The organism is Roseateles chitinivorans (assembly GCF_050632235.1).
Lineage (GTDB): Bacteria > Pseudomonadota > Gammaproteobacteria > Burkholderiales > Burkholderiaceae_C > Roseateles > Roseateles chitinivorans_A.
This window is the reverse complement of record NZ_CP192584.1, coordinates 3,300,086-3,323,392: the sequence shown is the minus strand read 5'-3', so window position 1 is coordinate 3,323,392 and position 23,307 is coordinate 3,300,086. Positions and strand designations below refer to the sequence as shown.

Sequence of the window (23,307 nt, the reverse complement as noted above, 5' to 3'; positions counted from 1 at the left end):
ACCGCGAGCCCCGTCAGAACAGCTCGAGCTCGCCGACGCTCACGTCCTCGACGACCGCCGGCGGCGCCACGAAGTCGATGTCGCCGTACGCGCAGACGCAGTAGCTCGCGAGCCGGTGCGAGCCGTCGCTCAGCGTCATCCGGAAGTGCCGCACGTGGCTGTGCCTCAGCAGGCGCAGGTGGTCGATGCAGTGGCCGTCCAGCCGGTGCGGCGTGGACATGCCCACCAGCGGGAACACGCGCCCCAGCTCGCGGTTGAGCGCGCCGCAGAACAGGTTGCCGGCCTCCGACATCGCGTCCTCGACGGCCTGTCCGTCCGTCTCCGCCGGATCCAGGCCGTGTTGCGCCGCCAGCCGCGCACGCGCCGCCGCGTCGACCTCGTGATGCAGGAACAGCACCAGGCTGAAGCTCGATGAGGCCACCGTCAGCATCACCACGACGCCGCGCGACGCGGTGACGCGCGGCGCCGTGCTCGCGGCACGCGCGGACGAGGCCGGTTCCGGCATCACGGCGTCGAGCGCGGTGATGCCGGTCTCGGTCTGCCCGGCGGGCACCAGCGTCGTGCGCATGCAGTGCTGGACGAACTGGTCGAAGCCCTGTCGGGCCCGCTCGCTGATCTTCATGTCGTGCTCACTCCGGCGACGCGACCAGCAGTCGCCGGTTGGCCAGTTCCAGGCTCGTCAGCGCGCCCATGATCAGGCGCCCCGAGGCCTGCACGTCCTGGAAGGTCGAGGTGGTGATCAGGTCGTTCTCGTGCAGCGCATCGCCGTAGTCCTGCGACAGCTGGGCCGCATCGGACGCCAGCCCGCGCATCTCCTCGGCGACGACCGCGAAGCCGCGGCCCGACTCGCCCGCGCGGGCCGCCTCGATCGAGGCGTTCAGCGTCACGATGATCATGTGCCGCACGATGCGGGCGAAGTCGCCGTTCTTGTCGTGCATGCCCTTGTTGTGCGCGAGCAGCGCGTTCATCGAGTGATGCCAACGCTCGAAGGTCTGCTCGACCTTCATCAGCTCCGCGATGTTCTTGGCAACCTGGCCGTTGCCCTGCAACAGCTGGTCCATGCGTCCCTGCCGTTCGGCCTGGGTCTCGCCGGCCTCGGCGAGTTGGCGCTGCAGGCGATCGCGGTCCTGCGCCACTTCGGCACCGGCCTGTGCCGCCGCCTCGGCGTCCGAGGCCGCGCGCGTCTTCAGGTCCTCGAAGGCACGCTCCAGCGCCTGGAAGCGCTGCGTCAATGCCTGCGCATCGTGCTCGACGCGGGCCTGGCCGGCCGCGCCTCTCCGTTGACGCCAGTACAGCGCACCGGCGGCCGCCAGTCCGAGCAGCAGTCCGATCGCGAACTCAAGCATGGGCCACCTCGACGATCGCGCCGATGTCGGCCGGAACGGCGAAGCGGTCCGGCAGCGTGATCACCGTGCGGAACGGGACGAAGCCGCTCGCCGGGATCTCGCCGGTGTCGAGCACCAGCGCGATGGCGCCCCCTTCGACGTTCAGGAAGGCACGCACCGCATCCATGCCGACGCCGCGGCCGGAGACGTCGGAGACCTGGTCGGCGGTCGAGAACCCGGGCGCGAAGACCAGCTCCGCGAGTTCCTGCGGCGAGGCATCGACCGCCGCGCCGATCAGACCGCGCCCGATGGCGCGCTCGCGGATGCGATGCAGCGCGAGGCCACGTCCGTCGTCGGCGATCTCCAGGCACAGACGAGCGACGCCGTTCACCGTGTCATGGCGCGCCGAGATCACGATCCGGCCTGCCGCGCGCTTGCCCGCCACGATGCGCTCCAGCGCCGGCTCGATGCCATGGTCGATCGCGTTGCGGCACAGGTGCACGAAGACATTGCGCAAGGTGCCGCCGATCTGCGCATGCAGGCGGACGCCGTGATCCTCGACGCGCACGTCCGGCGCCTCCTTGCCGAGCTGCGTCGCGAGTGCCGGCAGCGAGTCGATCACCGACGCCAGCTGGTCGCCCAGCGTCTCGGTGCCCACGCGCGCCATCGACGCGCGCAGCTGTTGCCAGGCGAGCGTCTGCGCCGCATCGCCCGAGGCGCCCGCGGCGCCCAGCGACTCCAGCTGCAGCTGCCACGACCGCAGCGCCTCGCGAGGCACCAGCGCGAATTTCTCGACGTCACCGCGCCGGCCCGGACCGCGACGGCCGAGCTTGGTCTCGCTGAGCTGGCGGTATTCGTCCAGCGTCTCGCGGACGCGCGCCGACTGCTCGGTCAGCAAGGCGCCGTCCCACTCGACGCGCCCCGAACGCAGCTGGTCGAGGGTCTCCTCGGCATGATGCGCCGGGTCGGCCAGCTGCAGCAGGCCGTGCGTGCGCGCGTTGCCCTTGACGGTGTGCATGTTGCGGAACAGCACGTTGACCGCATCGATGCGCTCGCTCGGCGCGGCGGATCCGGCGTGCTCGATGACGTGGCGGTTCTCGTCGAGCAGCGTGGCGGCGTCGGCGCAGAAGGCCTGGAACTTCTCCTGATGCACCGCGAGGATCTCGCCGATCATGCCCAGCTCGCGGCGTTGCGACTGCGCGGCCCGCGCCAGCGCGCGCAGCTCGGTGACGTCGCGCACGCACACCAGCAGCCGGTCGACCTGATCCTGCTCGTTCATCATCGGCGACCAGTTCAGGTCGAGGATCTTCACCCGCCCGTCGGCCATCGACTTCTCGATCTCCAGCGGCAGCAGATGGGCGTTGAACGCGAAGTTCATCGCGTCCTCGCCGAGGCAGGCCGAGATCGCCGCGTCGACCTGCGACAGCGCGTCGGCGCCCAGGGTCGTGTCGGCGAAGAGCACCGCCATCGCCGGCTGGCCGGCGCAGTCGCCGCGCTCCAGCACGACGGCCAGGTGCTGCGAGACCTCCGGATGCACGAGGCCGCCGGCCTCGATGGCCAGGATGCCCTGCGGGATGTTGTCGAGCATCGCGTGGATGTCGGCCGTCCGGCGGCGGACCTGGGCGGCGCCCTCCTCGATCTTCTCGATCATCAGGTTGAAGGCCTGCAGCGAGCGGCCGATCTCGTCGTCGCGCTCGACCGGCACGCGATGCGAGAAGTCCTGCGTCGTGGCGATGCGGGTCATCGAGGCCTGCATGTCGCCGATCGGCGCGACGATGCGGCGGTAGAGCACGAAGCCGATCACGCCCAGGAAGGCGATCGCCGCGGCAGTGACCGTCGCCAGCAGGATCAGCGTGGCGCTCAGCCGCTCGTTGAGCTTGCGGATCGCTTCGTCCTTGCTGCGGGTCTTCTCGATGTCGAGCGTGGCCAGCGCCTCGCCCTGCTCGCGCAGGTACTGGTCGACGGTGGCGGCCATCGTGGCCTGCGCGATCTCGCGCTGGCCGGCCAGCGCGAACTGCGCGGTCTCGTCCAGCGACTGGAAATAGTTCTTCTGGCTCTCCCGGACCAGGTCGACCAGGCCGCGCTGGGCCTTGGAATCGGACTGGGCGTCGAGCTCGTCGACCGCCTTCTGCAAGGCCTCGCGGCGGCGCGTGGTCTCCTCGTGCGCCTGCTTGACGGCGGCCTCGTCGGGCGCGGACACCATGCCCAGCGCGGCGATGTGCACCTCCTTGAGCCTGGTGAGCAAGGCCACCGACTTGATCGCGCTGGGGACCACCGTCTCGGTGACGAAGCGGACCTCGCGTTCGCTCTTGCGCGCTTGATACATGGACAGGGCGCCCACTGCGAGCAGCGCCAACAGGGACGCTGCCACGAGCAGCAGGATGCGGGCTCGGATGTTCATGCGTGACTCTCTCGACCAACGACTACAGGGGCCTTGTCATGCGGCGTTGCCCCGGGACAAGGCGGCGACGTGCCGACCTCGGAACGGGGGCTGCGTCTTCCGGTCCGCAATGTAGTCAGCGGCCGATGACTGTTTCCATCTGTGTCATGGCCCCTCCCCCGCAAAAGCCCGTCGTCTGTGAATGAGCCCACGCCCACACCGCACGGTCATCCCTCCTTCAAATTCCGGTCACGGTTCCCGACCACGAATCCGTGTCTGGCGTGCACGGAGACGTCCGTGACCACCGCGCGCCTAACTCGGCAGAGGTAGCGCCGCCCTCCCCGCTTACCGCTGATTGCAGCTCTTGCGACTTCCGCTTAGCGCCGCCTTCACGTCGCAGAAAAAATCGAATCGATTCGGGTCATCGAGCCGACACCACCATTCGCGAGACACGCCCATGCGCCAGCTTTCCCGTCCGAGTTCCGGCCTGCTCCAGGCCGCGCCGACCACCATCGCGCTGGCCGTCAGCGTCCTGTTGAGCGCCTGCGGCGGTGCCGACTCGCCGGACTCGGCGACGCCCGCCGCCACGAACGACCGCGCCACGGCCGAAGCACTCGCGCCCGACACGTCGCCGGTGATCGCGGCGGGCCGCTACGTGCTGATGAATGCGCTGACCGGCAAGTGCGTCGAGGCGGTGCCCGCCGCGGCCGACGGCGGGCGCGTCCAGCAGACGACCTGCGGCGACAGCCTCAACCAGGCCTTCGACCTGAGCGTGCAGAACAACGGCTTCTACAAGCTGACCAACGCCGGCACCTCGAAGGTGCTGGAGCTGGCCGGCGCCTCGCGCGCCGACGGCGCGGCGATCCAGCAGGCCAGCAACAGCGACGCCGACACGCAGCGCTTCCGCCTGTGGCGCGCCAACGGCAACCGGGTCCGGGTCGTCAACGTGTCCAGCGGCAAGTGCCTGACCCTTCCTGGCCGCTCGGTGGCGAACGGCGTGCAGATCCAGCAGGCGAGCTGCCTCACCGCGGAGGCGGTGCACCAGTTCTTCCTCTATCCGCGTGCGTCGGCCACGCGAGGCCTGCTGCCCGTGGGCCAGTACACCGTGCGCGGCGTCCAGTCGAACCTGTGCCTGGACATCGAAGGCGCGAGCACGGCGGACGGCGCGAAGACGCAGCTGGCGGCCTGCGGCACTGCGGCCAGCCAGCGCTTCGAGGTCAGCGCCGCGGCCGATGGCAGCTATGCCTTCCGCAACGTCAACAGCGGCAAGGGGCTGGATGTCAGCGACATCTCGACCGTGAACGGCGCGCTGATCCAGCAATGGAGCTACGGCGCCGGCGCGAACCAGCGCTTCGCCGTCACGGCCAAGGGCGACGCGTTCAACATCGCCGCCAAGCACACCGGCAAATGCCTGGACGTGAAGGAGTTCAGCGTTGCCGCCGGCGGCCGCATCCAGCAATGGGATTGCGGCAACGGCGACAACCAGCGCTGGCGCCTGCAGGAGACGGACGCGCAAGGCCCGGCACCGACGCCGGCGCCGCCTGCCCCCGCGCCGTCGCCCACGCCACCTCCGGCGCCGGCCCCGTCGCCGACGCCACCTCCGCCGCCCCCTCCTCCGCCGCCGCCGGCCCCGCCGCCGGGACCCGCACCGGCGCCCGGTCCCGCGCCGGCCCCCGGCCCCGCGCCGACGCTGACGCTGCCGATCGAGGTGCTGGGCGCCGGCTCTCCTGACGCACCGACCGTCGTCGGTGCCGAGCTGTCGCTCGATGCCGCCTCGCTCGCCACCGCGACGCAGCTGGTGGTGCGCTGCCACCGCTGCGGCTTCTACAACTCGCCGGAGTTCGAGGCGCTCAGCAAGCCGCTGACGGCCATCGCCGGCAGCCTGCGCGTGATCGGCGCCGCCAACGCCAACAACACCAGCGCGGCGGCGTGGATCCCGATCAGCGACACCGGCGTCCAGCTCGACGACGTCGAGCGCTCGCACGGCGGCGTCAACGGCGGGCTGCTGACCATCCGTTTCCGCGTGCCGCTGGACAGCACCGTGCGTGCGCGCCTGGTCGCGAGTCCCGCCACCAACCGCATCGAGTTCCGCTTCAACGGCACCGACGGCAATTCCAACGGCTTCCGCATCCTCGACCTGCAGCTGCAGGACGCGAGCGGCCGCAACCTCGCGACCAACCCGCGCCGCTGGGCCGACATCGCCGCCGAGAAGCAGGCGGGCCGTGTGTGGACCGCCGACGCGGACGCGGGCAAGGCGTTGTGGAACGCGTCCGGCCTGCTGCTGAAGTCACCCGTGGTCAACACCAAGATGCGCGCCGCCTGCGCGTCTTGCCATGCCGCGACGGGTCGCGATCTGCAGTATTTCAACTACTCGGACAACTCGATCGTCCAGCGCGCCCGTTTCCACGGGCTGAGCGAGACGCAGGGCCGGCAGATCTCCGCCTACCTGCGCGCGGCGCTGACGCAGGTCCCGCACGTGCCGCAGGCCACGCCGTGGAATCCGCCGTACCAGCCCGGCCCCGGGCTGGACAGCCGGCCCGTCGTCGAATGGGCCGCCGGCGCCGGCCTCGACGCGGTGCTGCCGGACGCGAAGTCCTTCGTCAACGTCTTCGCCGGCAAGGCGGCCAACAGCACGGCGGCGGTGACGCAGGCCGAGCTCGACGCCGCGATGGATCCGAGCCCGGGCAAGGTGCTGAACACCCGCGAGATGCCGATCCCGCTGCAGCTGCCCGACTGGAACGCGTGGCTGCCGATCACGCATCCGCTGGACATCTGGACGCCGGATTCGGGCCAGGGTCAGGGCTTGTTCGAGACCCAGGGCGACACCGGCTCCAACCCGATCAAGGTGGTCAAGCGCATCGCCGACTGGCTGGCGGCCAACAAGAATCCGAACGGCGTGTACGGCGACTGGAGCCACCTGACGCCGGACCAGCGCGAACGCGCGCAGTACTGGCTGACCGATCCGGGCATGCGCATCCTGGACTTCGTCGGCGGCGGACGCGGCAGCCGCGTGTCGTCGAATCCGTCGCAGCCCTACGGCGCCGAGATCGGCGGCCGCAAGCTGCAGGCGCTGCTGTCACCCTCGACGCAGTCGGCGGCCAGCGCGCTGTACCCGAACGCCAAGGCCGGCTACAGCAAGGAGGCGTTCATCGAGCGCGCCATGTTCGGGATGATCCACTGGATGGGCGTCAAGCAGTGGGAGCTGGCGCAGGAATACGGCCTCGAAGGCCAGGCCTCGTGGTTCCGCGGCAAGAAGAATTCGAGCGGCAAGTGGGTGGGCGAAGGCGAGAAACGCGGCTGGCCCTTCAGCTGGCCCAGCGTGTTCTACATGGCGCCGCACATGCTGTACGTCGACGAGAAGACGCCGCAGGGCAAGCGCGAGTTCTACTTCTCGTGGGAGCCGCGACTGACCTCGTACTACCGCACCAACCAGTGGTACCAGCTGCAGATGACGGTGAACCCGGGCTGGTCCGGCGCGTCGGAAGGCCCGATGGACTGGCCGTACCACATGGGCTTCACGACGGCGGTCGTGGACGACCTGATGACGGCGAAGGCGCCGTCACAGGTGTCGGCCTCGCACCTGGCGCGCTACTTCCAGGTCCGGACCAAGCTCGCGCAGCTGGCCAACACCACCCTGTCCTTCAGCAAGCCGGACCCGGCCTACCCGACGGACCTGTTCCGCAATGAAGGACACCGCAGCCGTGCCTCGCTGGCCATCCACAAGCTGGGCGTGGGCGAGGTGGTCGACCGCGGTCCGGAGAGCTGGGAGAAGTCGCGCTTCCGGCTGCTGGACGACGTGACGCCGGGGCTGCACCTGCAGTTCATCAACAGCTCGATCTCGCTCTACAACGCGATGTACGCCAACACGACCTACGAGCAATGGCGCCGCTGCGACCCGAACGCGCTGTTCGGCAGCGAGCCGGAGATCAAGTCGGGCTTCCGCTTCTGCCTCGACGCGAAGCGCACGCCGCTGCCGCTGACCAGCAAGGGCCAGCCGCACCTGGTGGGCGGATGGGTCGACTGGACCGGCGAGCAGTACATCACCTGGAGCGTGATCTCGGCGCGCAACCACGGCGCGGAAGCGCAGCGCCTGAAGACCTTCTCGGACTGGGCGGGGAGGATGTGGCGGGAGTGAGGGCGTGAACGGGGGCGGCTGGCGACGTTGACGTCGACATTGACGCCGGCAGAATCAGCGCATGGAACAAGCCGCCCTCTATGACTGCATCCGCCGCGCAGGTGCGGAGGTGCTTGTCTTCGAAGACCACCCGGGATTCTTCGGGAACTGGCGTGCGCACATCCAGACGCGCAAGGACCGCCTCGAAGTGGTCTGCGACCATCGCGAAGGCTGGATCACGCTCTGGCGGGCATTGCCGGACCAGCGCCAGGAGCGTCTGCACGAGGTGGCGGTGATCGGGCTCGACGAGGAGGCCATCCTCGATCGACTCAGGTCCTGGCTGATGGCCTGAGCGCAACGTGTCGATGGTCCCCGTTGCTTCGCGGCCTCCTGAGCGGTTTGATTCCGCTCGACGCTCTCAACGACAGCCACCGCAGGGACCGCGGAGGTCCTGCATGCCTGCCTGGTCCTACGCGTCGCCGGACAACAGCGCATCCAGTTCCACCCACAGCGGATCGCAGAGCCCTGGCCGATAGGCGGCCGCCCGGAACGTCGGATGCTCGCCGCGATACACGTCGAGCGTGCGCCCGTTGTGGTCCGCCACGGAGGCTCTGACGTTGGCCAGTCGATCCGCCGCTTTCACGATCAACGCGAGTTCCTGCGGTCCGGTGACCAGGGCCAGCTTCGCGTAGGTCTTCGCCTTGCGCTCCTTGCGATTGGCGCCGGGCTCATCGGTGAGCAGCGCCACGCAGGCGGCGATCTCCGGCCCGAACAGATCGGTGATCTCCGCCAGCGTCGCCGGCGTGTCCTCGACCGTGTCGTGCAGGTAGGCGGTGACGACCGCCGCCTCGCCGAAAGGCGCGGCGATCGCGGCCACGGCGTCCAGGTGGTGCACGTAGGGATGCACCCCGTACATCTGCTCGCCGTGCGCAGCCGCGGCGAAGGCTCGCGCTTGATGTGGGGTGGAGATCGTCATGACGTCGAGTATCCGCGACGAGGCCAGGCACGTTCCGCGCAAGGGCACAGGACGCATTGCGGGCCGCCGGCGGGATTCGCCTCCGACACCGTCCCCCTTACGCGTGATTGGCACTGCGCGCCGGCGCGAAGATGATCGCGTCCATGAAATTCGCCAAGACCACCCCGATCCTGCGCATCTTCGACGAAACCAAGGCGCTGGAGTTCTACGTGGAGTTCCTGGGCTTCCAGGTCGACTGGGATCACCGCTTCGAGCCGGGCCTGCCGCTCTACCTGCAGGTCTCCCGGGACGGGTGCGTGCTCCACCTGTCGGAACATCACGGCGATGCCTGCCCGGGCGCGGCGATGCGCATCGAGACCGACGACATCGACGGCTTCCACGCGGAGTTGAGCGCCCGCCAGTACGGCTACGCCCGCCCCGGGCTGGAGGAGACGCCCTGGGGCTCCAGGGATGTCTCGGTGACGGATCCGTTCGGGAACCGGTTGACGTTCACGAACGCTATCAGCACCTAATCCAACGCGCGAGGCGCGCGTCGGAGGCTGCGCATTTCGGCGGCTCTGGACATCAGGTTCAGCAGCACGATCGAGGCTCCGCGAATGGCCGGTTGACAGGGCGGATTCAACCGGTCGACGCAACACACTAACCACTGCTCAGGCAGCAGGAGTGTTGCAGATGAAGTACCGGACACGGACGTACTACACCGCCGCTCAAAAGGCATTGATGTGGGAGCGCTGGAAGGACGGATGGACGCTCCATGAGATCGGCAAGCTGTTTGATCGGCCGCACACGTCGATCCACAACATCCTGTCGAAGACGGGTGGCATTCGACCGCCCGAGCGTCGCCGCGGTGCCACCGCGCTGACGCTCGCAGAACGAGAAGAAATCTCGCGTGCGCTGACGGTCGGCCAGTCGATGCGTTCAATTGCCGCCAGCCTCGGGAGAGCGCCGTCGACCATCAGCCGTGAGATTCATCGCAACGGCGGCCAGGAGGACTATCGGGCAACCTCGGCAGACCAGGCCACCTGGGCGCGCGCCCTACGCCCGAAGCTCTGCAAGTTAGCCAAGAACCGAGCGCTGGCGGGCATCGTGGCGGACCTGCTTCGGATGCTGTGGTCGCCAGAGCAAATTGCTGGCTGGCTCAAGCATACTTATCCGAACGACCAGAGCCTTCACGTGTCACACGAGACGATCTATCGCAGCCTGTTCATTCAAGCGCGCGGCGCCTTGAAGAAAGAGCTGCTGGAGCACCTACGGCGCACGCGCGGCATGCGCCGCTCTCGCTCTTACACGCAGAAGACGGTCATCCATGGCCAGATCGTCGACGCGGTGTCGATCAGCGAGCGGCCAGCCTCAGCCGAGGACCGGGCCGTACCTGGTCATTGGGAAGGGGACTTGGTCTTCGGCAGCGGCAACAGCCAGATCGCGACGCTGGTTGAGCGTCAGACACGATATGTGATGCTGGTGAAACTGGACGGCAAAGACTCGCAGACGGTCGTCAATGCGCTCATCAAGCATGCCCGCAAGCTGCCGCAGGAGCTCTACAAATCTCTCACCTGGGACCGGGGGACTGAGATGCACGGGCACAAGCGGTTCACCATGGCCACCGACATCCAGGTCTACTTCTGTGACCCGCAAAGCCCCTGGCAGCGGGGCAGCAACGAGAACACCAATGGGCTGCTCAGGCAGTACCTGCCCAAGGGCATCGACATCTCGGGCTACTCACAACACCAGCTCAACGCGATCGCCAGACAACTGAACGAGAGACCGCGCAAGACGCTCGGCTTCCAAACGCCCGCTGAGCGATTCAGCGAATGTGTTGCGATGACCGGTTGAATCCGCCAGCGGAAGCGGTTGTTCGTGCGGTACGCTTGATCGTCATGAATCACCCCATCTCAAGCCCCCCGAGTCGGTTCGAAGACGCACTTGCTCTCGCCAGGCAGCTACTGACTGAAGAGGACGCGGTGGCTCTTCGGTCAAAGTCACTGGAGGAGGCGATTTGGACGCTCCACGTCACCCTCGGGCACCAGATTCGAAGCGCCCTGGGGCTGTGGAACGACGACGCGACTGGTCTCTTCCATGACATGACCCTCGAGGTGCCGGCCGGACCAGCGTTGGACGCTGACTCTGCCTCTAGTGCGTTGATTAGCGCGCTGTGGCAAGAAGCGAACGTCGGCAAAGACTCTTCATGAAGCGCCCGGCGATGAGCGGCATCGTGCGGCGTCCGCTGTCAGCTTGAACCCGACCGCCGCGATGCCGCCGGCGCGGACCTGGTGGCATCATCGGGTGGCCCCCATACTTTTTCCTGGCCATCGCCAGCCGCAATGCCCTATCAACTCGTGCCGCTTGCCGAATTGAAAAGCAAGCATCCGCTTATTCAAGATCTTGCAACTACAACGCTCACTCAGGTCGAACTTTCACGCGAACTTGGATTTGTGTTCGAGCAGGTTAAGGACGACATCTCTGAATGCGAGGTCTGCGCTGTGAAGAGCAGCTCTGGCGAGCAGTTCCTTGTGGTCTGCCGGAACGAGGTGCCGGAATGGCAGATCGCGATTCGAGCTGCCATCTCGTCCGAGCCGCTGGAGAGCTATGTTCCTCGAATGCTTGCGGACTTCATCGATGCGACTGGCTTCGACGCCGAACGCATCGAGCGCATCTGGCCATTTACGCTTCCGCGCCGACCTGACGCCATCGTTCGCTGCTATTGAGGCGTCACGTGCATGCCATCGCTAGCACCGTCAAACTCAGTAGGAGCGAGTCATCTGGTTGGACGCGCACAGTGCGTGGTTCACTCGCATGGAGGCTGACTCAGTGAACGAGGACGACGAGGGCAACCAGTTGCCCCGCTTGCTTTCGCCTAGGTCGTTCGCGCAAATGGCTGCTTGCAGCCTGAAGCCGAGGTGACAACGCAGCGGAAGCGGGCGCGACATGCGGTCGATCACCTAGACTTGCTCCGGCCTGCGAATAGCCGATTGCCATGCACTGGATAGTTCAAGAAAATCTTATCAACCCAACGACGCTCGACCAAGTTCGACGGCTGTTGGTGGAGCGCCAAGTCGAGCACACGCTCGTGCGCCTCGTTCCGTTCTTCCACCAAATTGATGGGGAGATGCCCACACCTGCTGGGCCAGTGTTCGTGTACGGCAGTACGGGCCTTGGAGCTGTCGCCAAGGACCAGGGTTGGGTGCCCGGCTACTTTGACGAGAATCTGGACTACGAACTGATGCTCGAGAGGTACGGCGAGTTGGCCCTGAACTACGGCGCCGTCTGCGCGACCTTGGAGGAGATGCCCATGGTTGCTGAGCGTTTCTTTGTGCGGCCAGTTCTGGACAACAAGTCCTTCGCCGGAACCGTGATGTCATGGGGCGAGTTCGAGGCCTTCCGCCAAGGAGTTTCTGAGGTCTCGGAAGACAAGGACGTGACTTTGCGCCTCGCGGACCGCATCGTGGCCGCCCCACTGACGGACATTGCCGCAGAGTACCGATTCTTCGTGGTTGGAGGCGAAGTGGTGACCGGCTCCCGATACAAGACCGGAGAGCGGGTCGCATCAAGCCCCACCGTACCTGCGGAGGTGGAGGCGTTCGCTAGAGCCTGTGTGGCCCACTGGAAGCCGAACGACGCCTTCACCATCGACTTGGCCGAGACTCCCGTTGGCCCGAAAGTCATCGAGTTGAACTCGGCCAACTCTGCCGGCCTCTACGCCTGCAACGTCGGCGCCATCATCGACGCGGTGAACAGCCTGCCAAGCCGTCCCTGATGCCCCCGAGCTGCTCCTAGCCGACGTCCGCTTCCAGACCGAAGGTGCGGCTGCATCGCAGTGGAAGCGGGCGCTAGACACCGCCCCTGGCCGGGCGTTGCCAGCCAAACCAGAGCCTCTTCGAGGCCCCACAGGGCTGCCACGCCGAGCCGAGTTCTTCACCAGGGACCGTGGGTCCTGACCGCTGCTCTAGTCCAACATGCAATTCACGTCCGTTCGTCTCGATCAGATCAGCGCGCTGGTCCACGATGTGAAGCTACCTCCTGCGCAGAAGTTCCGCGTGCCGGAGTTCAAGGTGGTGTCCTACCAAGGCGAGTATCAGGCGCGTGGCGACGCGCTATACATCCTGGCGACGGCCAAGGCCGCGCATGAGGCCTGGTACAGCGAAGGCATCATCCTTGACTTCAGCGGTCTGCACTACCGTGGTGGAGATGAAATGGCCTGGGTGCTGAGCATCGGTCGTCAGCCACCGGTGGACTGTCCGTTCCCGCTGGTCATCGTCACCGGTCCCGGCTGTGAGACAGCGTTGCAGTCTCTACTGGAGCGCGGCCTGCAGCAACGCTTGGTCTTCGCAGATCACTGTACTGATTCCATTGAACGCGCCATCAAGCTCGTCGCAGCCAAGCGAGAGGCATTCAAACGCTGCTGCGCTGAATGGAAGCCGCCGAAGGCGTGATCGCCTGAACCGGAAATCAACGCCGCAGCGAGCAGACCCTTAACATCGGTGGCGGCCAACTACTGAACCAACCAATGCGAGTGGTCTATTCCCTGGCGCTCGATCTCGCTGCCAACCCTGAGCGAGTTGCGAAGACTCAGGCTCTAACGATGAATTCGGACAGGCCGCTGCTTGGACTTCGCGGCGCGCACGGTCTCTTTGCGTCTCCGGAATGGTGGTCCAACATAGACAGCGGCTCCATTCGAACGGAGACGCTCTACGGAACGATTGAGGGTCTGCATTTCGCCGGGCAGGATGCACGGCGGGGCGACCAGGTAAACACCTTCTCTATGCGGCTTGCCGACGGCACGCTGATAAATGAGGGAATCGTGGTCAACGAGAAGTCCCACCGTCGCCTGTTCCGGGTGGGGACTGAGATGCGCATTCGATATGCGCTAGAGGAACTTAAGCGGCAACCGGCGACGGACGGCGGGGTGAACTACATCAAGATTCCTCTCGAGATAGCGGTGGACCCTGAAGGTAGCAGTACCTAACGCGGTGCACGCTCAGGAGTCGAAGCAGTCCGGTCAGGTTCGACGACGCCCGCTTCCAGACTAAAACGGCCAGCGCGCATCAGGTCTGCGGCTGCTGTTGCCACGCTGATCAATGCCGGCCGAAGCACCCACTCATGAGTACCTGAGGTGCGCACTGAGATCCTCAGCGACTCAGATAGAAGTCCATCGGAATCAGCTCCACGGCCCATCCGCCCGCTTCGCCCAGGGTGGCGGCCGGATGCATGGACGCGATGCGCTGGGCCTCTTCAGGGCTGTCCGCCTCGATGATGAACAGTCCGCCGACGACTTCCTTCGACTCGGTGTACGGGCCGTCGGTCACATGCGTCCTGCCGCCTTGCGGGCGCAGCGTCTTCCACCGGTCCAGATCGCCGAGCGACGCGGACACCAGCACCTTGCCGGTGGCGCGCATCTGCTCGTCCAGCGGCGGGCATTGGCTCACCAGCGCCTTGATGTCGTCCGGCGCCATCTCGGCGAATTTTTCAGGAGTGAAGTAGGCGAGGCCGAGGTATTTCACGAGAGGTCCTTTGGAAGGTGGTGATGCTCTGACGACGAAGAACAGCAGCGAAGATCGACAGTGTCCCGAAGACTTTCTCACGGCGCTCGGGGGCTCGACCACGCTGGCGGATTTCCCCTGCCTTCGCTCCGGCGCTGCCCTTCGGAGTACGGCTAAAGTGGGACCGAACTGAACGGCGAGTCCCTTCTTGCTTGCGAACATCATGTCCTTCCTTCGCCGCGCGCTCCTCGCCGCCGCCTCGCTGGCGGCGGTGACGAAGACATTCTCCAAACCCGCCATGTCCACCCTGGAACAGCAACTTCAAGCACTCAAGCGCCTTGGCCTGACGCTCAACGAAGGCGTCACCATCGACGACCTGCTCCATTCCTTCAGCCGTGAGGAATACGAGAAGCGCCCTTTCGATCTGCTGCTGTTCGTCTTTGGCGTTGAGATCGAGCGCGAGCCATGGGGCCGTCCCTTCTGCTCCCGCGTCTGGAACTTCGATCTCGAGTGCATCACCGGCACCGGTTCGTATGAGCGGATCGTGCGGCGCTGCTGTGAAGTCGCCGGCCATTCGCGCGATCACATGAAGGAGCTGTCCGACTTCGTCGATCTCCGGACCGGCGTGGCGTGGTTGAAATACACCCGTCCGGACGGCGTGGCCCGTCACTGGAAGCCCAAGGTCCAGGACGACTGGGCCGATCCCAAGATCGTGGCCGCCATCCTGGGCGATCTCGAGACGAAGGACCGTTTCTTCTACTTCAAGGACAACGGCCAGGCGATGGTGTTGTACTTCCTCACGCCGGCCGCCGCGGCAGAGCTGAACACGCTGTCCGGCGCCGCGCTGAAACGCGTGCTTTGACGCCCGCTGATCGTCCTCGGAGAGCCGAAAGCCCAATGAGCCACTGCTACTTCATCACCCACCCCGAAGTGACCATCGACCCCGATGTGCCTGTGCACCGTTGGGGCCTGTCCGACCAGGGGCGGGAGCGCATGAGCGCGTTCTCGGCGCATCCTTTCCTGGCCAACGTGAAGCGGGTGATCAGCAGCGAAGAGCTGAAGGCGGTCGAGGCCGCAAACCTGCTCGCTGCGCGGCTCGGCCAGCAGCCGGCCCAGATGGCAAGCCTGGGAGAGAACGATCGCACGGCCACCGGCTACCTGCCCAAGGCGCAGTTCGAGGCCGCCGCCGACGAGTTCTTCGCCCATCCTGACCGCTCGTATCGCGGCTGGGAGACGGCGACGGCAGCGCAGGCGCGGATCGTCGCCACGATCGAGCAGACCCTGCGCGCTTCGCCGGACGTCGATATCGCCATCGTGTCGCACGGCGCGGTGGGCACCCTGCTGAAGTGCTTCCTGAAAGGTATCGCCATCACGAGGACCGAGGACCAGACCCGGCAAGGGCACTACTTCGTCTTCGAAACGGACTCCAGGAAGTTGCTCCTGGACTGGACCCCGCTCGAGTCTCCCTGGATCGGCTGAATGCAGCCATCCGCCCTCGACCCCGACGACTTCTTCCCCGCGCTCGAGATCCGCCGCACGCGCGCCCTCGTCGAGCGCGACATGGCGCTCATCGAGTCGCTGCACGCGCCGGACTACGAACTCATCACGCCCGCGGGACGGCGCTTCCAACGCGACGAGTACCTCGCGCTGATCGCGGAAGCCCCCTTCTACTCCGGGTGGGACCACAGCGACATGCAGGTCCGCGCATCGCAGGACATCGCGGTCATCCGCTATCGCGCGCGACTGAGCTTCCCGTCGGGCAAGGTCGTCGACTGCTGGCACATGGACGTCTACGAGCGCCGTGAGGCCGGCTGGATGGCCGTGTGGTCCGAGGCGACGGCCCTCGCGCCCACCCCATGACGTGTGGGCTGGTCCGACATGCCGGACTGGCCTGCTCGCTGTACTTGAGCAGGGCTCACGGCAGGCTGCGCACCACCAGTTCCTCCGACTTCGATTCATCGAACGCCGTGCGTTCCTTGAGTCCCGCGTGCTCGTCGTAGGGCGTCTCGTAGGACCACACCGCATCGTTGGCGCCCTGGTCGCCGACGTCGACATCGAAGTAGCTCGCCGTGCCCTTGAACGGGCATTCGGTCGAGGTCTCCGTGCGTTTCAGCCGGTCCTGCCGGACGTCTCCGCGCGGGAAGTAGAACCGCGGCGGATGGCCGTCCTCGTCGACACGCACCACGTCGCGTGAATCCGCCAGCGTCTGACCGGCGAACACGACGGTCATGCGTTCGGCGACGTGGGACTCCTTCACATGGTGCTCGGGATGCTGCCGATGGCCAGGGGACTTGCTCATGACGGGACCTTCATGAAAGTGGCTGAGGAAAACGTCTGAGAGCAATCGGCATGCCTCGCCCGACGCGCCCCGGCCGCCGAATCCCAACGATCCCAGTCGTCAGCGATCGATCGGCATCACGGGACAAGCTGCTTGCACATGAAGACGCTGAGCGGATGGTCCGGATACTCGCCGTAGGGGCCGCATCGGCCATAGCCTTGCTTGTCGTAGAACGCCAACGCCTCGTGGGAGTAAGGTCCCGTCTCGAGAAAGACGACCTCGCACCCGCGCGCACGCGCAGCCGCCTCCAGGAATTCGATGACCTGCCGTGCCGTGCCAGAACCGCGAACCTGCGGGCGGACGAACATGCGCTTGAGCTCACCATAGCCCTCGTTCAGCACGATCGCCCCACATCCCGTGGCAACGCCGCCGGCATCGCGAGCGACCGCGAACAGGACGCATGGAAGCGCCAGGGCGTCGACATCAAGGGCATAGCGGGCTTCAGCCGGATACAAGGTGTCCTGGTAAGCATCCAGTTCCGCGATCAGCGCCACGACCTCTGGCTGCCGGGGGATTCAAGAGCAATTTTCATGAGCAAGTCATCTCGATGCGACAACCGGTAGTGATGCGCCGCCGAAACTCCGTTGCAGTGATCAGGCGGCCGACGACTTCCCAGTGTCGCCGTTCCTCAACCCGCCCTGACCCGCCCCTTCCCATCGCGCTTCCCGCGCAGCATCTCGTGGTCCGCGCGCTCGATCAGTTCGTGCGCGCCGGCCTCGTCGTCCGGCGAGAACACCTCGACGCCCGCCGTGACGCCCACCGTCACCTGCTCGCCGGACGACAGCACGATCGGCTCGCCGATCGCGTCAACGACGCGCGCCAGTACCGGCCGCCATTCCTCGTCCTGCACCCCGGTCAGGACCAGCACGAACTCGTCGCCGCCCAGCCTCGCCACGGTGTCCAGCGGGCGGATGCTCGCCGACAGCCGCGCCGCCACCGTCTGCAGCAGCTGGTCGCCGGCGTCATGCCCGTGCGCGTCGTTGACCGCCTTGAAGCCGTCCAGGTCCAGGTAGCAGACCGCCACCCGGGTGCGCTCGCGCCGCGCCATCGCCAGCGCCTGCTCGATCCGGTCGTACAGCAGCACCCGGTTGGGCAGCTGCGTCAGCGCATCGTGGAAGGCCGCATGCGCCAGGTCCTCATGCGCCGCCTTCATCGCGGTGATGTCGACCGCCATCGCGAAGACCTCATGCTCCGACAAGGGCACCGCGCCGAAGTCCACCCACACCGACTCGCCGGCCTTGCTCCGCATCCGGATCTGCGAACGGTAGTGCCCGTGCTCGGCCAGCGCCGTGTAGACCTGCCGCCCCACGTCCTCGTACTGCGCGTCGTCCCAATAGAACACCCGCGCCGGCACGTCCTGCAGCTCCCCGGGACCGTAGCCGAGCAGCCGCTCCACCGCCCGGTTGCGCCAGGTGATCTTGCGGCGCGAGATCTTGGCCATGCCGACCAGGTCGCTGTCGAGCATCGCCGCCTGCTCGCGCTGCAGCGCCTGGATCTGCTTGCCCTGGTCGGCCAGCGCCTGCATGGACCGTTGCTGTCGCCGGTTCGCGCGATGGACCTGCCAGCTCGCCAGCGCCACCAGCAGCCACGCGAGCGCGGCCAGCGACGCCACCGTCCAGGCCTGCTGCCGCCAGGGCTTGAAGAAGCGCGCGTTGTTCACGCCGGCGAAAACGATAAAGGGCCAGTCGTCCAGCGCGCGGTACGAGCTGGTGCGGCTCTGTCCGTCGATCGCCACGGTCGACACGAAGGTCCCCTGGCGCGGGTGCGCGGCCAGCATGGCGCGCAGTTCGTCCGAGACCATCGTCTCGCCGACCTCGCCCTGCGACGGGCTGTCCGGCGCCATCCGCGCCACCAGCCGCAGGTCGTCCCGGCGCAGCGTCATCGCGTCGAGCGGCGCGAGGTCGTACCGCTCGAAGAGATGCCGGAAATGATCGACGCCCACCGTCACGTAGAGGAAGCCCGCGAACCGTCCGCCCACCACCAGCGGCCGTCCGAAGCCGATCACCCAGTGTCCCGACACGCGCGAGCGCAGCGGCCCGGTGACCCGCGTCACCGGCCTCGAAAGGTCGCGGGCATCGATGAAGAAATCGCGATCGGCGATCTGCGTCGGCACGCCGGCCGGCAGGCGCGTGCCCCAGCGCACCAGGCCGGCCGTATCCGCGGCGCGGAGCGCCTCGATGCCGGGCAGCAGTCCGAAGCGCGCGTGGAGCACGTCGTTCAGCACCGCGTCGGAAGCGCCGCCCGGCGCGTCGAGCAGCCGCTCCATCTCGCCGGCGGTCGCGCGCAGGACCGCGTCGACTCGCCCCATCTCGGCGGCGACGTTGAGCTGCGCGACGGCGGCCAGGCCGTCGGACACGTCGCGCGCCTGCGCCGCGTAGGCGCGGCGGGAGGTGTCGAGCACCTGCACGACGAGCGCGCCCAGCACCAGGGCGACGGTCAGGTTCGCGACGATCAGCCAGGCCGTCACGCGGCGCCGGCGGCGCATGGCGCCTTCGACAAAGACTTGTGGATCGGAAAGCGGCATGCCTTGCATGGTGCCTCAGCCGGACGCCGTCCGACAGCCGGGACGGCACCCCGGGGCCTGTGTTTTCCCGAGTCCCTACATTCGGGGATGACCGTGGCCCCCATCCGTCCTAGCCTTCGAGCTTCGACAGAAGAACCACAGGGGGAGGACGACCATGGACCCGAGCACAACAGGCGCGACGGACGCGAAGGACGCCACAGGCGGAAGAAGCATGGCAAGCGCGGAACGCGGGATCGGCGCGCCCGACGCGGCGACCGGCATCGCGCTCCGGCAGCGCAACCTCGTGCTGTTCTGCGACGGCACGAACAACACGCTGACCGGCGGCATCGAGGACACCAACGTCCTGAAGCTGTTCGGCTACCTGCGCCACCACCGGTCGAGCATCGAGTCGCTGCTGTACTACGACCCCGGCGTCGGCTCGCCCGACTCGGCCCCGCCGACCGGCCTGCTCGACCTGATCAAGCGCCGCTGGACCCGCATCGCCGGCCTGGCCTCGGGCCAGGGCGTCTACGACAACATCGGCGAGGGCTACCGCTTCCTGATGCGCCACTTCGACGAGCGCATCGACGACCGCATCTTCTGCTTCGGCTTCTCGCGCGGCGCGTTCACGGCGCGCGCGATCGTCGGCATGGTCAACCTCTTCGGCATCCTGAGACCCGAGCATGAGGAACTGATCCCGACGCTGGTGCGGATCTACTTCTCGCAGCCGCCGATCGAGGAACAGGCCCGGGGCCGCAAGAACTGGCGGCGGTCGCTGGCCCGCGCGCTGCACCGCGGCTTCGCCCGGCCGGGCCAGGAAGGCGCGCGCGGCGCCCAGGGCGGCGAGGAAGCCACCGCGGCCACGCGCAACCGGCTCGCGGAACAGGTGCGACGCAACTTCGCGCGGCCCGCGGACGTGTTCTGGGTCGGCGTCTGGGACACCGTCGAATCGGTCGGCCTGCCGCCCTTCGGCTCCCGCGACAACCCGGCGACGGCCACCTTCGCCGACAAGAAGCACATGCTCAACGTGCGCCACGCGCTGGCCTTCGACGAGCACCGCTGGCCCTTCCTGCCGCGGGTCTACGACTCGCCCAGCCGCGTGGACGTGCCGGCGGTCGACCGCTTCAACCGCCCGATCACGCGCACGCTGCGCCAGCTCTGGTTCCCGGGCGTGCATTGCGACGTCGGCGGCAGCTATCCGGCGCAATCGGCGGAGAGCCCGCGTTATCCCCACGGGCGCACCGGCCTGCCCGATGCCTCGATGGTGTGGATGGTCAACGAGGTGGCGGCGAAACTCGGCGTCCCGCCGCTGTCCAGCCTGCCCGCCGGCAGCGACGCCTTCGGCATGCCGCTGCCGGAGTCCTTCGTGGGCACGCTGCCGCTGCGCCACGACGCGCTCCACGACACGCCGTTCTGGGCGCTCGCCGGCATGACGGTGCGGCGCATGACGACCGAGGTCGTGCGCATCCCCAAGGGCAAGAAGAAGATCCCGGTGGACGTGGTGGCCGAGTCGCCGCCCGCGCCCTTCCAGGGCCCCAGCGTCTGGGACGAGCGGCGCTCGCTGCCGTGGCTGCTGTTCGCGGTCGTCGCCGCGGCGGCCTTCCTGCTGCTTTCCGGCTGGCAGCTCCAGCAGCTGCCCTTCCTGCAGTCGCGGCTGCCGGCACCGGGCGGTTGGGAAGAGTGCCTGATCCGCAGCGCCGTGGCGCCCTGGGAGTTCGCCCGCCATCAGCTGGGCCTGCTGCTCCACGGCTGGCCACGCGACCTCTGGTGGATCCGCCAGGAGCGCGCCGCCCTCTTCCTCGGCCTGGCGTGGGACCTGGCCTTCCTGCTGGCCGCGGCCTACCTGCTGTCGCGGCTGGCCTCGCGCGTCTTCACCTGGATGGCCGGCTGGCGCAAGCCGGGCGATCACCGGTCGCGGTGGCTGCTGGCGATCGGCTGGCTGCCCGCGCTGGCCTTCGGCGCCGATGCGCTCGAGGACCTGTCCACCATGGCCGCGACGGTGATCGACCTCGTCGGCATGCCCAAGGTCGCCGGCCTGGCGCTGGGGGCCATGAGCCTGTGCTCGGTGGTGAAGGTCCTCGCCTGGGGGCTGGGCATCGTCCTCTTCGGCGGCGGCCGCCTGCTGCTGGCGGTGCTGCCGGTCAAGACGGTCGGCAAGGTCGGACGCAAGACCTGACCCTGCCCTGAGGCCTCCCGAGCGGTGGCGACCTGCGCGGCACGGCGGTCGCCGGAGCGGGAAGACTCGAAGACTGAGAAACCGGGGAGGCGCCCGAGGCTCGACGCCTCAGAGGCCTTCCATCGCCCGCTCTTGCGCCTGCTGATTCAGCGTCGGGCCCTTGGGCGCCAGCAGCTCGCGGGCGTTGGGGATGCCGGAGCCGGCCGACGCGGGCGCCGGTGGCGCCTTGTAGGCCGGCATGACGGTGATCGTGCCGCCCTTGACCTGCTGCTCGGTGCTGCCCGCCGGGCAGGCATCGTTGGTGTAGAGCACGCTGCCGTTGACCACGCAGCGGCGCGCGCCGCCGGCCGACGGCTTGCCCGGCTGGGCACCCGAGGTCGCGGGCGGGTCGTTGTCGAAGCGGATCTTCGGCACCTCGACCTTGTCGGCCTGGCGCTCGACCTCGCGCGCGGCGTCGCGCAGGAACGGGATCTCGTCGCGCTTCTTCCAGCCGACGACGCCCAGGATGGCGACCACGATGATGAGCAGCACGGCTCGCATGACTTTTCTCCCTGATCCGCCGGCCATGTGTTTCGAAATGATGCAGCGCGGCGGGGGCGAATGATAGCCATGGCCTGTCACCTCGGCGCAACCTTGCGCAACGAACATGACACGCATCACGACCTCGATCGCTGTCATGTCCCTCTTCTCGACGCTCTCCTTCCGCCATGCCACCGCTTGCTCCCTCTCCCGCTTGCGGGATAGGGCGGGGGCCAGCGGCCTTGGCACCCCAGGGACCGGCACGATGCTGCCCGCCACTCCGTACCGCCTGGTCCCGCTGCTGCTCGCCACCGCGGCGCTGGCCGCCTGCGGCGGCAGCGACGACGCCGGCGAGCCGATCACCGGCAACAACAACGTCACCGTGTCCAGCCTGCGCCTGATCGGCCAGCAGGTGCTGCCGCGCCGGATGAGCTATGCGAACACCGTCGTCGGCGGCCTGTCCGGCGTCGACTACGACCTCAAGACCGACACCTACGTGTTCATCAGCGACGACCGCACGACGACCGACTCCGCCGGCGCGCCGCGCCTCTACACGGCCAAGCTGAGCTTCGACGCGAGCAGCTTCAGCGCCGTGACCTTCACCGGCGTGGTGACGATGAAGCAGCCCGACGGCAGCGACTATCCGAAGGTGCCGGACGCGAAGGTCGCCGACCCGGAGTCGGTCCGCGTGGATCCGGTGACCGGCAACTGGGTCTGGCTCAGCGAGGGCGACCGCACGCTGACGAGTACGCCGCCGCGCGTGATCAACCCCTTCATCCGCGAGATCACGCCGCAGGGCAGCCACGTGCGCGAGTACACCCTGCCCGCGATGTTCCAGATGAGCGCGCAGGACACCGGCCCGCGCGGCAACCTGGTCTTCGAGGGGCTGACCTTCTCGCCCGACGCCCAGTCGGCCTGGGTGCTGATGGAAGGCGCGCTGATCCAGGACGGCGCCGCGCCGACGCCGGCGGTGGGCAGCGCCTCGCGCCTGACGCGCTTCGATCGCGCCAGCGGCGTGGCCAACGCGCAGTACGTCTATCCGATCGAGAAGGTGCAGGCGACGCCGGTGCCGGCCGACCAGTTCACCGTCAACGGACCGACGGAGATCCTGGCGCTGTCGGCGACGCGTTTCCTGGTGCTGGAGCGCAGCTTCTCGGTCGGCGTCGTCGGCAACCAGGTGCGGCTCTACGAGATCGACACCGCGAACGCGACCAACGTGCTGACGGCCGCCTCGCTGACCGGCGCGACGCCGGTGACCAAGAAGCTGGTGCTGGACTTCGAGACGCTGAAGACGCAGCTCGGCGGCATCGCCAACCTCGAGGGCATGACCTTCGGGCCGAAGCTGGCCAACGGCAAACGCAGCCTGGTCGTCGTCGCCGACGACAACTTCCCGGCGGCGGATTCGGCGACCGACCGCAACCAGATGCTGGTCTTCGAGATCCAGCCTTGATGGACGCTGCGCGTTACGGCGGACGCCCGTAACGCGCCTTTCGCCGTCG

At 67.6% G+C, this 23,307-nt stretch carries 23 protein-coding genes; 14 read left to right on the top strand and 9 right to left on the bottom strand.

Annotated features, from left to right (window positions below; genetic code table 11):
- Positions 1-13 precede the first annotated feature (13 nt).
- Genes ACQ859_RS15145 through ACQ859_RS15135 form a run of 3 tightly spaced genes read right to left on the bottom strand, consistent with a single transcriptional unit; the run spans position 14 to position 3,726 of the window.
- Positions 14-622, bottom strand: a complete 609-nt coding sequence (locus tag ACQ859_RS15145) for a hypothetical protein (RefSeq protein WP_431261635.1) — start codon at positions 620-622, stop codon at positions 14-16.
- 7 nt (positions 623-629) lie between these two features.
- Complete coding sequence (locus ACQ859_RS15140; protein WP_431261634.1) at positions 630-1,346, bottom strand: methyl-accepting chemotaxis protein; 717 nt, start codon at positions 1,344-1,346, stop codon at positions 630-632.
- Entirely contained in the window at positions 1,339-3,726 is a 2,388-nt protein-coding gene (locus tag ACQ859_RS15135; RefSeq protein ID WP_431261633.1) for a HAMP domain-containing protein, read from the bottom strand. The genes ACQ859_RS15140 and ACQ859_RS15135 overlap by 8 nt, the downstream gene beginning before the upstream one ends.
- A gap of 436 nt (positions 3,727-4,162) precedes the next feature.
- Here ACQ859_RS15135 and ACQ859_RS15130 point away from each other — a divergent pair, with 436 nt between their 5' ends.
- Together ACQ859_RS15130 and ACQ859_RS15125 are read left to right on the top strand one after the other, a co-directional pair.
- Entirely contained in the window at positions 4,163-7,840 is a 3,678-nt protein-coding gene (locus tag ACQ859_RS15130; protein ID WP_431261632.1) for an RICIN domain-containing protein, read from the top strand.
- Positions 7,841-7,901: 61 nt separating this feature from the next.
- Positions 7,902-8,171 (top strand): hypothetical protein, encoded by a 270-nt coding sequence (locus tag ACQ859_RS15125; RefSeq protein WP_431261631.1) that lies wholly within the window; start codon positions 7,902-7,904, stop codon positions 8,169-8,171.
- A 117-nt stretch (positions 8,172-8,288) separates the two neighbouring features.
- On the opposite strand, the gene ACQ859_RS15120 is transcribed toward ACQ859_RS15125, so the two are convergent.
- Positions 8,289-8,795: an HD domain-containing protein gene (locus ACQ859_RS15120; protein WP_431261630.1), complete on the bottom strand. Its 507-nt coding sequence runs from the start codon at positions 8,793-8,795 to the stop codon at positions 8,289-8,291.
- Positions 8,796-8,938: 143 nt separating this feature from the next.
- Between ACQ859_RS15120 and ACQ859_RS15115 the strand changes: the two genes are divergently transcribed.
- The 7 genes from ACQ859_RS15115 (at position 8,939) to ACQ859_RS15085 (ending at position 13,758) form a co-directional block, all read left to right on the top strand.
- Positions 8,939-9,307, top strand: coding sequence for a glyoxalase superfamily protein (locus tag ACQ859_RS15115; protein WP_431261629.1), 369 nt, complete (start codon positions 8,939-8,941; stop codon positions 9,305-9,307).
- 160 nt (positions 9,308-9,467) lie between these two features.
- The gene (locus ACQ859_RS15110) at positions 9,468-10,628 is read left to right on the top strand and encodes an IS30 family transposase (protein WP_431261628.1); all 1,161 of its coding nucleotides are present in this window, start codon (positions 9,468-9,470) and stop codon (positions 10,626-10,628) included.
- A complete protein-coding gene (locus ACQ859_RS15105; RefSeq protein ID WP_431261627.1) occupies positions 10,607-10,984 on the top strand; it encodes a DUF6794 domain-containing protein in 378 nt (125 codons plus the stop codon). The genes ACQ859_RS15110 and ACQ859_RS15105 overlap by 22 nt, the downstream gene beginning before the upstream one ends.
- 132 nt (positions 10,985-11,116) lie before the next feature.
- The gene (locus ACQ859_RS15100) at positions 11,117-11,500 is read left to right on the top strand and encodes a hypothetical protein (RefSeq protein ID WP_431261626.1); all 384 of its coding nucleotides are present in this window, start codon (positions 11,117-11,119) and stop codon (positions 11,498-11,500) included.
- Positions 11,501-11,769: 269 nt separating this feature from the next.
- The gene (locus tag ACQ859_RS15095; protein ID WP_431261625.1) at positions 11,770-12,549 is read left to right on the top strand and encodes an ATP-grasp domain-containing protein; all 780 of its coding nucleotides are present in this window, start codon (positions 11,770-11,772) and stop codon (positions 12,547-12,549) included.
- 199 nt (positions 12,550-12,748) lie between these two features.
- Complete coding sequence (locus ACQ859_RS15090) at positions 12,749-13,225, top strand: hypothetical protein (protein ID WP_431261624.1); 477 nt, start codon at positions 12,749-12,751, stop codon at positions 13,223-13,225.
- A 74-nt stretch (positions 13,226-13,299) separates the two neighbouring features.
- Entirely contained in the window at positions 13,300-13,758 is a 459-nt protein-coding gene (locus ACQ859_RS15085) for a hypothetical protein (protein WP_431261623.1), read from the top strand.
- Positions 13,759-13,921: 163 nt separating this feature from the next.
- On the opposite strand, the gene ACQ859_RS15080 is transcribed toward ACQ859_RS15085, so the two are convergent.
- Positions 13,922-14,293, bottom strand: a complete 372-nt coding sequence (locus ACQ859_RS15080; protein WP_431261622.1) for a YciI family protein — start codon at positions 14,291-14,293, stop codon at positions 13,922-13,924.
- Between the two features lie 277 nt (positions 14,294-14,570).
- Here ACQ859_RS15080 and ACQ859_RS15075 point away from each other — a divergent pair, with 277 nt between their 5' ends.
- From ACQ859_RS15075 to ACQ859_RS15065, 3 genes are all read left to right on the top strand, one after another.
- A complete protein-coding gene (locus tag ACQ859_RS15075; RefSeq protein ID WP_431261621.1) occupies positions 14,571-15,134 on the top strand; it encodes a hypothetical protein in 564 nt (187 codons plus the stop codon).
- 68 nt (positions 15,135-15,202) lie between these two features.
- Positions 15,203-15,751 (top strand): histidine phosphatase family protein, encoded by a 549-nt coding sequence (locus tag ACQ859_RS15070; protein ID WP_431261620.1) that lies wholly within the window; start codon positions 15,203-15,205, stop codon positions 15,749-15,751.
- Positions 15,752-16,132 (top strand): nuclear transport factor 2 family protein, encoded by a 381-nt coding sequence (locus ACQ859_RS15065; RefSeq protein WP_431261619.1) that lies wholly within the window; start codon positions 15,752-15,754, stop codon positions 16,130-16,132.
- A 55-nt stretch (positions 16,133-16,187) separates the two neighbouring features.
- On the opposite strand, the gene ACQ859_RS15060 is transcribed toward ACQ859_RS15065, so the two are convergent.
- The 3 genes from ACQ859_RS15060 to ACQ859_RS15050 form a co-directional block, all read right to left on the bottom strand.
- Entirely contained in the window at positions 16,188-16,571 is a 384-nt protein-coding gene (locus ACQ859_RS15060) for a DUF427 domain-containing protein (protein WP_431261618.1), read from the bottom strand.
- A gap of 116 nt (positions 16,572-16,687) precedes the next feature.
- Positions 16,688-17,104, bottom strand: a complete 417-nt coding sequence (locus ACQ859_RS15055; RefSeq protein WP_431261617.1) for a GNAT family N-acetyltransferase — start codon at positions 17,102-17,104, stop codon at positions 16,688-16,690.
- Positions 17,105-17,238: 134 nt separating this feature from the next.
- The gene (locus ACQ859_RS15050; RefSeq protein WP_431261616.1) at positions 17,239-19,095 is read right to left on the bottom strand and encodes a diguanylate cyclase domain-containing protein; all 1,857 of its coding nucleotides are present in this window, start codon (positions 19,093-19,095) and stop codon (positions 17,239-17,241) included.
- 250 nt (positions 19,096-19,345) lie between these two features.
- On the opposite strand from ACQ859_RS15050, the gene ACQ859_RS15045 reads away from it, so the two are divergent.
- Entirely contained in the window at positions 19,346-21,289 is a 1,944-nt protein-coding gene (locus ACQ859_RS15045) for a T6SS phospholipase effector Tle1-like catalytic domain-containing protein (RefSeq protein ID WP_431261615.1), read from the top strand.
- Positions 21,290-21,397: 108 nt separating this feature from the next.
- Here ACQ859_RS15045 and ACQ859_RS15040 read toward each other — a convergent pair whose 3' ends face one another.
- Positions 21,398-21,829 carry a hypothetical protein gene (locus tag ACQ859_RS15040; RefSeq protein WP_431261614.1) on the bottom strand — a complete coding sequence of 144 codons (432 nt, stop codon included), beginning with the start codon at positions 21,827-21,829 and terminating at the stop codon, positions 21,398-21,400.
- Between the two features lie 244 nt (positions 21,830-22,073).
- On the opposite strand from ACQ859_RS15040, the gene ACQ859_RS15035 reads away from it, so the two are divergent.
- A complete protein-coding gene (locus tag ACQ859_RS15035) occupies positions 22,074-23,258 on the top strand; it encodes an esterase-like activity of phytase family protein (protein ID WP_431261613.1) in 1,185 nt (394 codons plus the stop codon).
- Positions 23,259-23,307 lie beyond the last annotated feature (49 nt).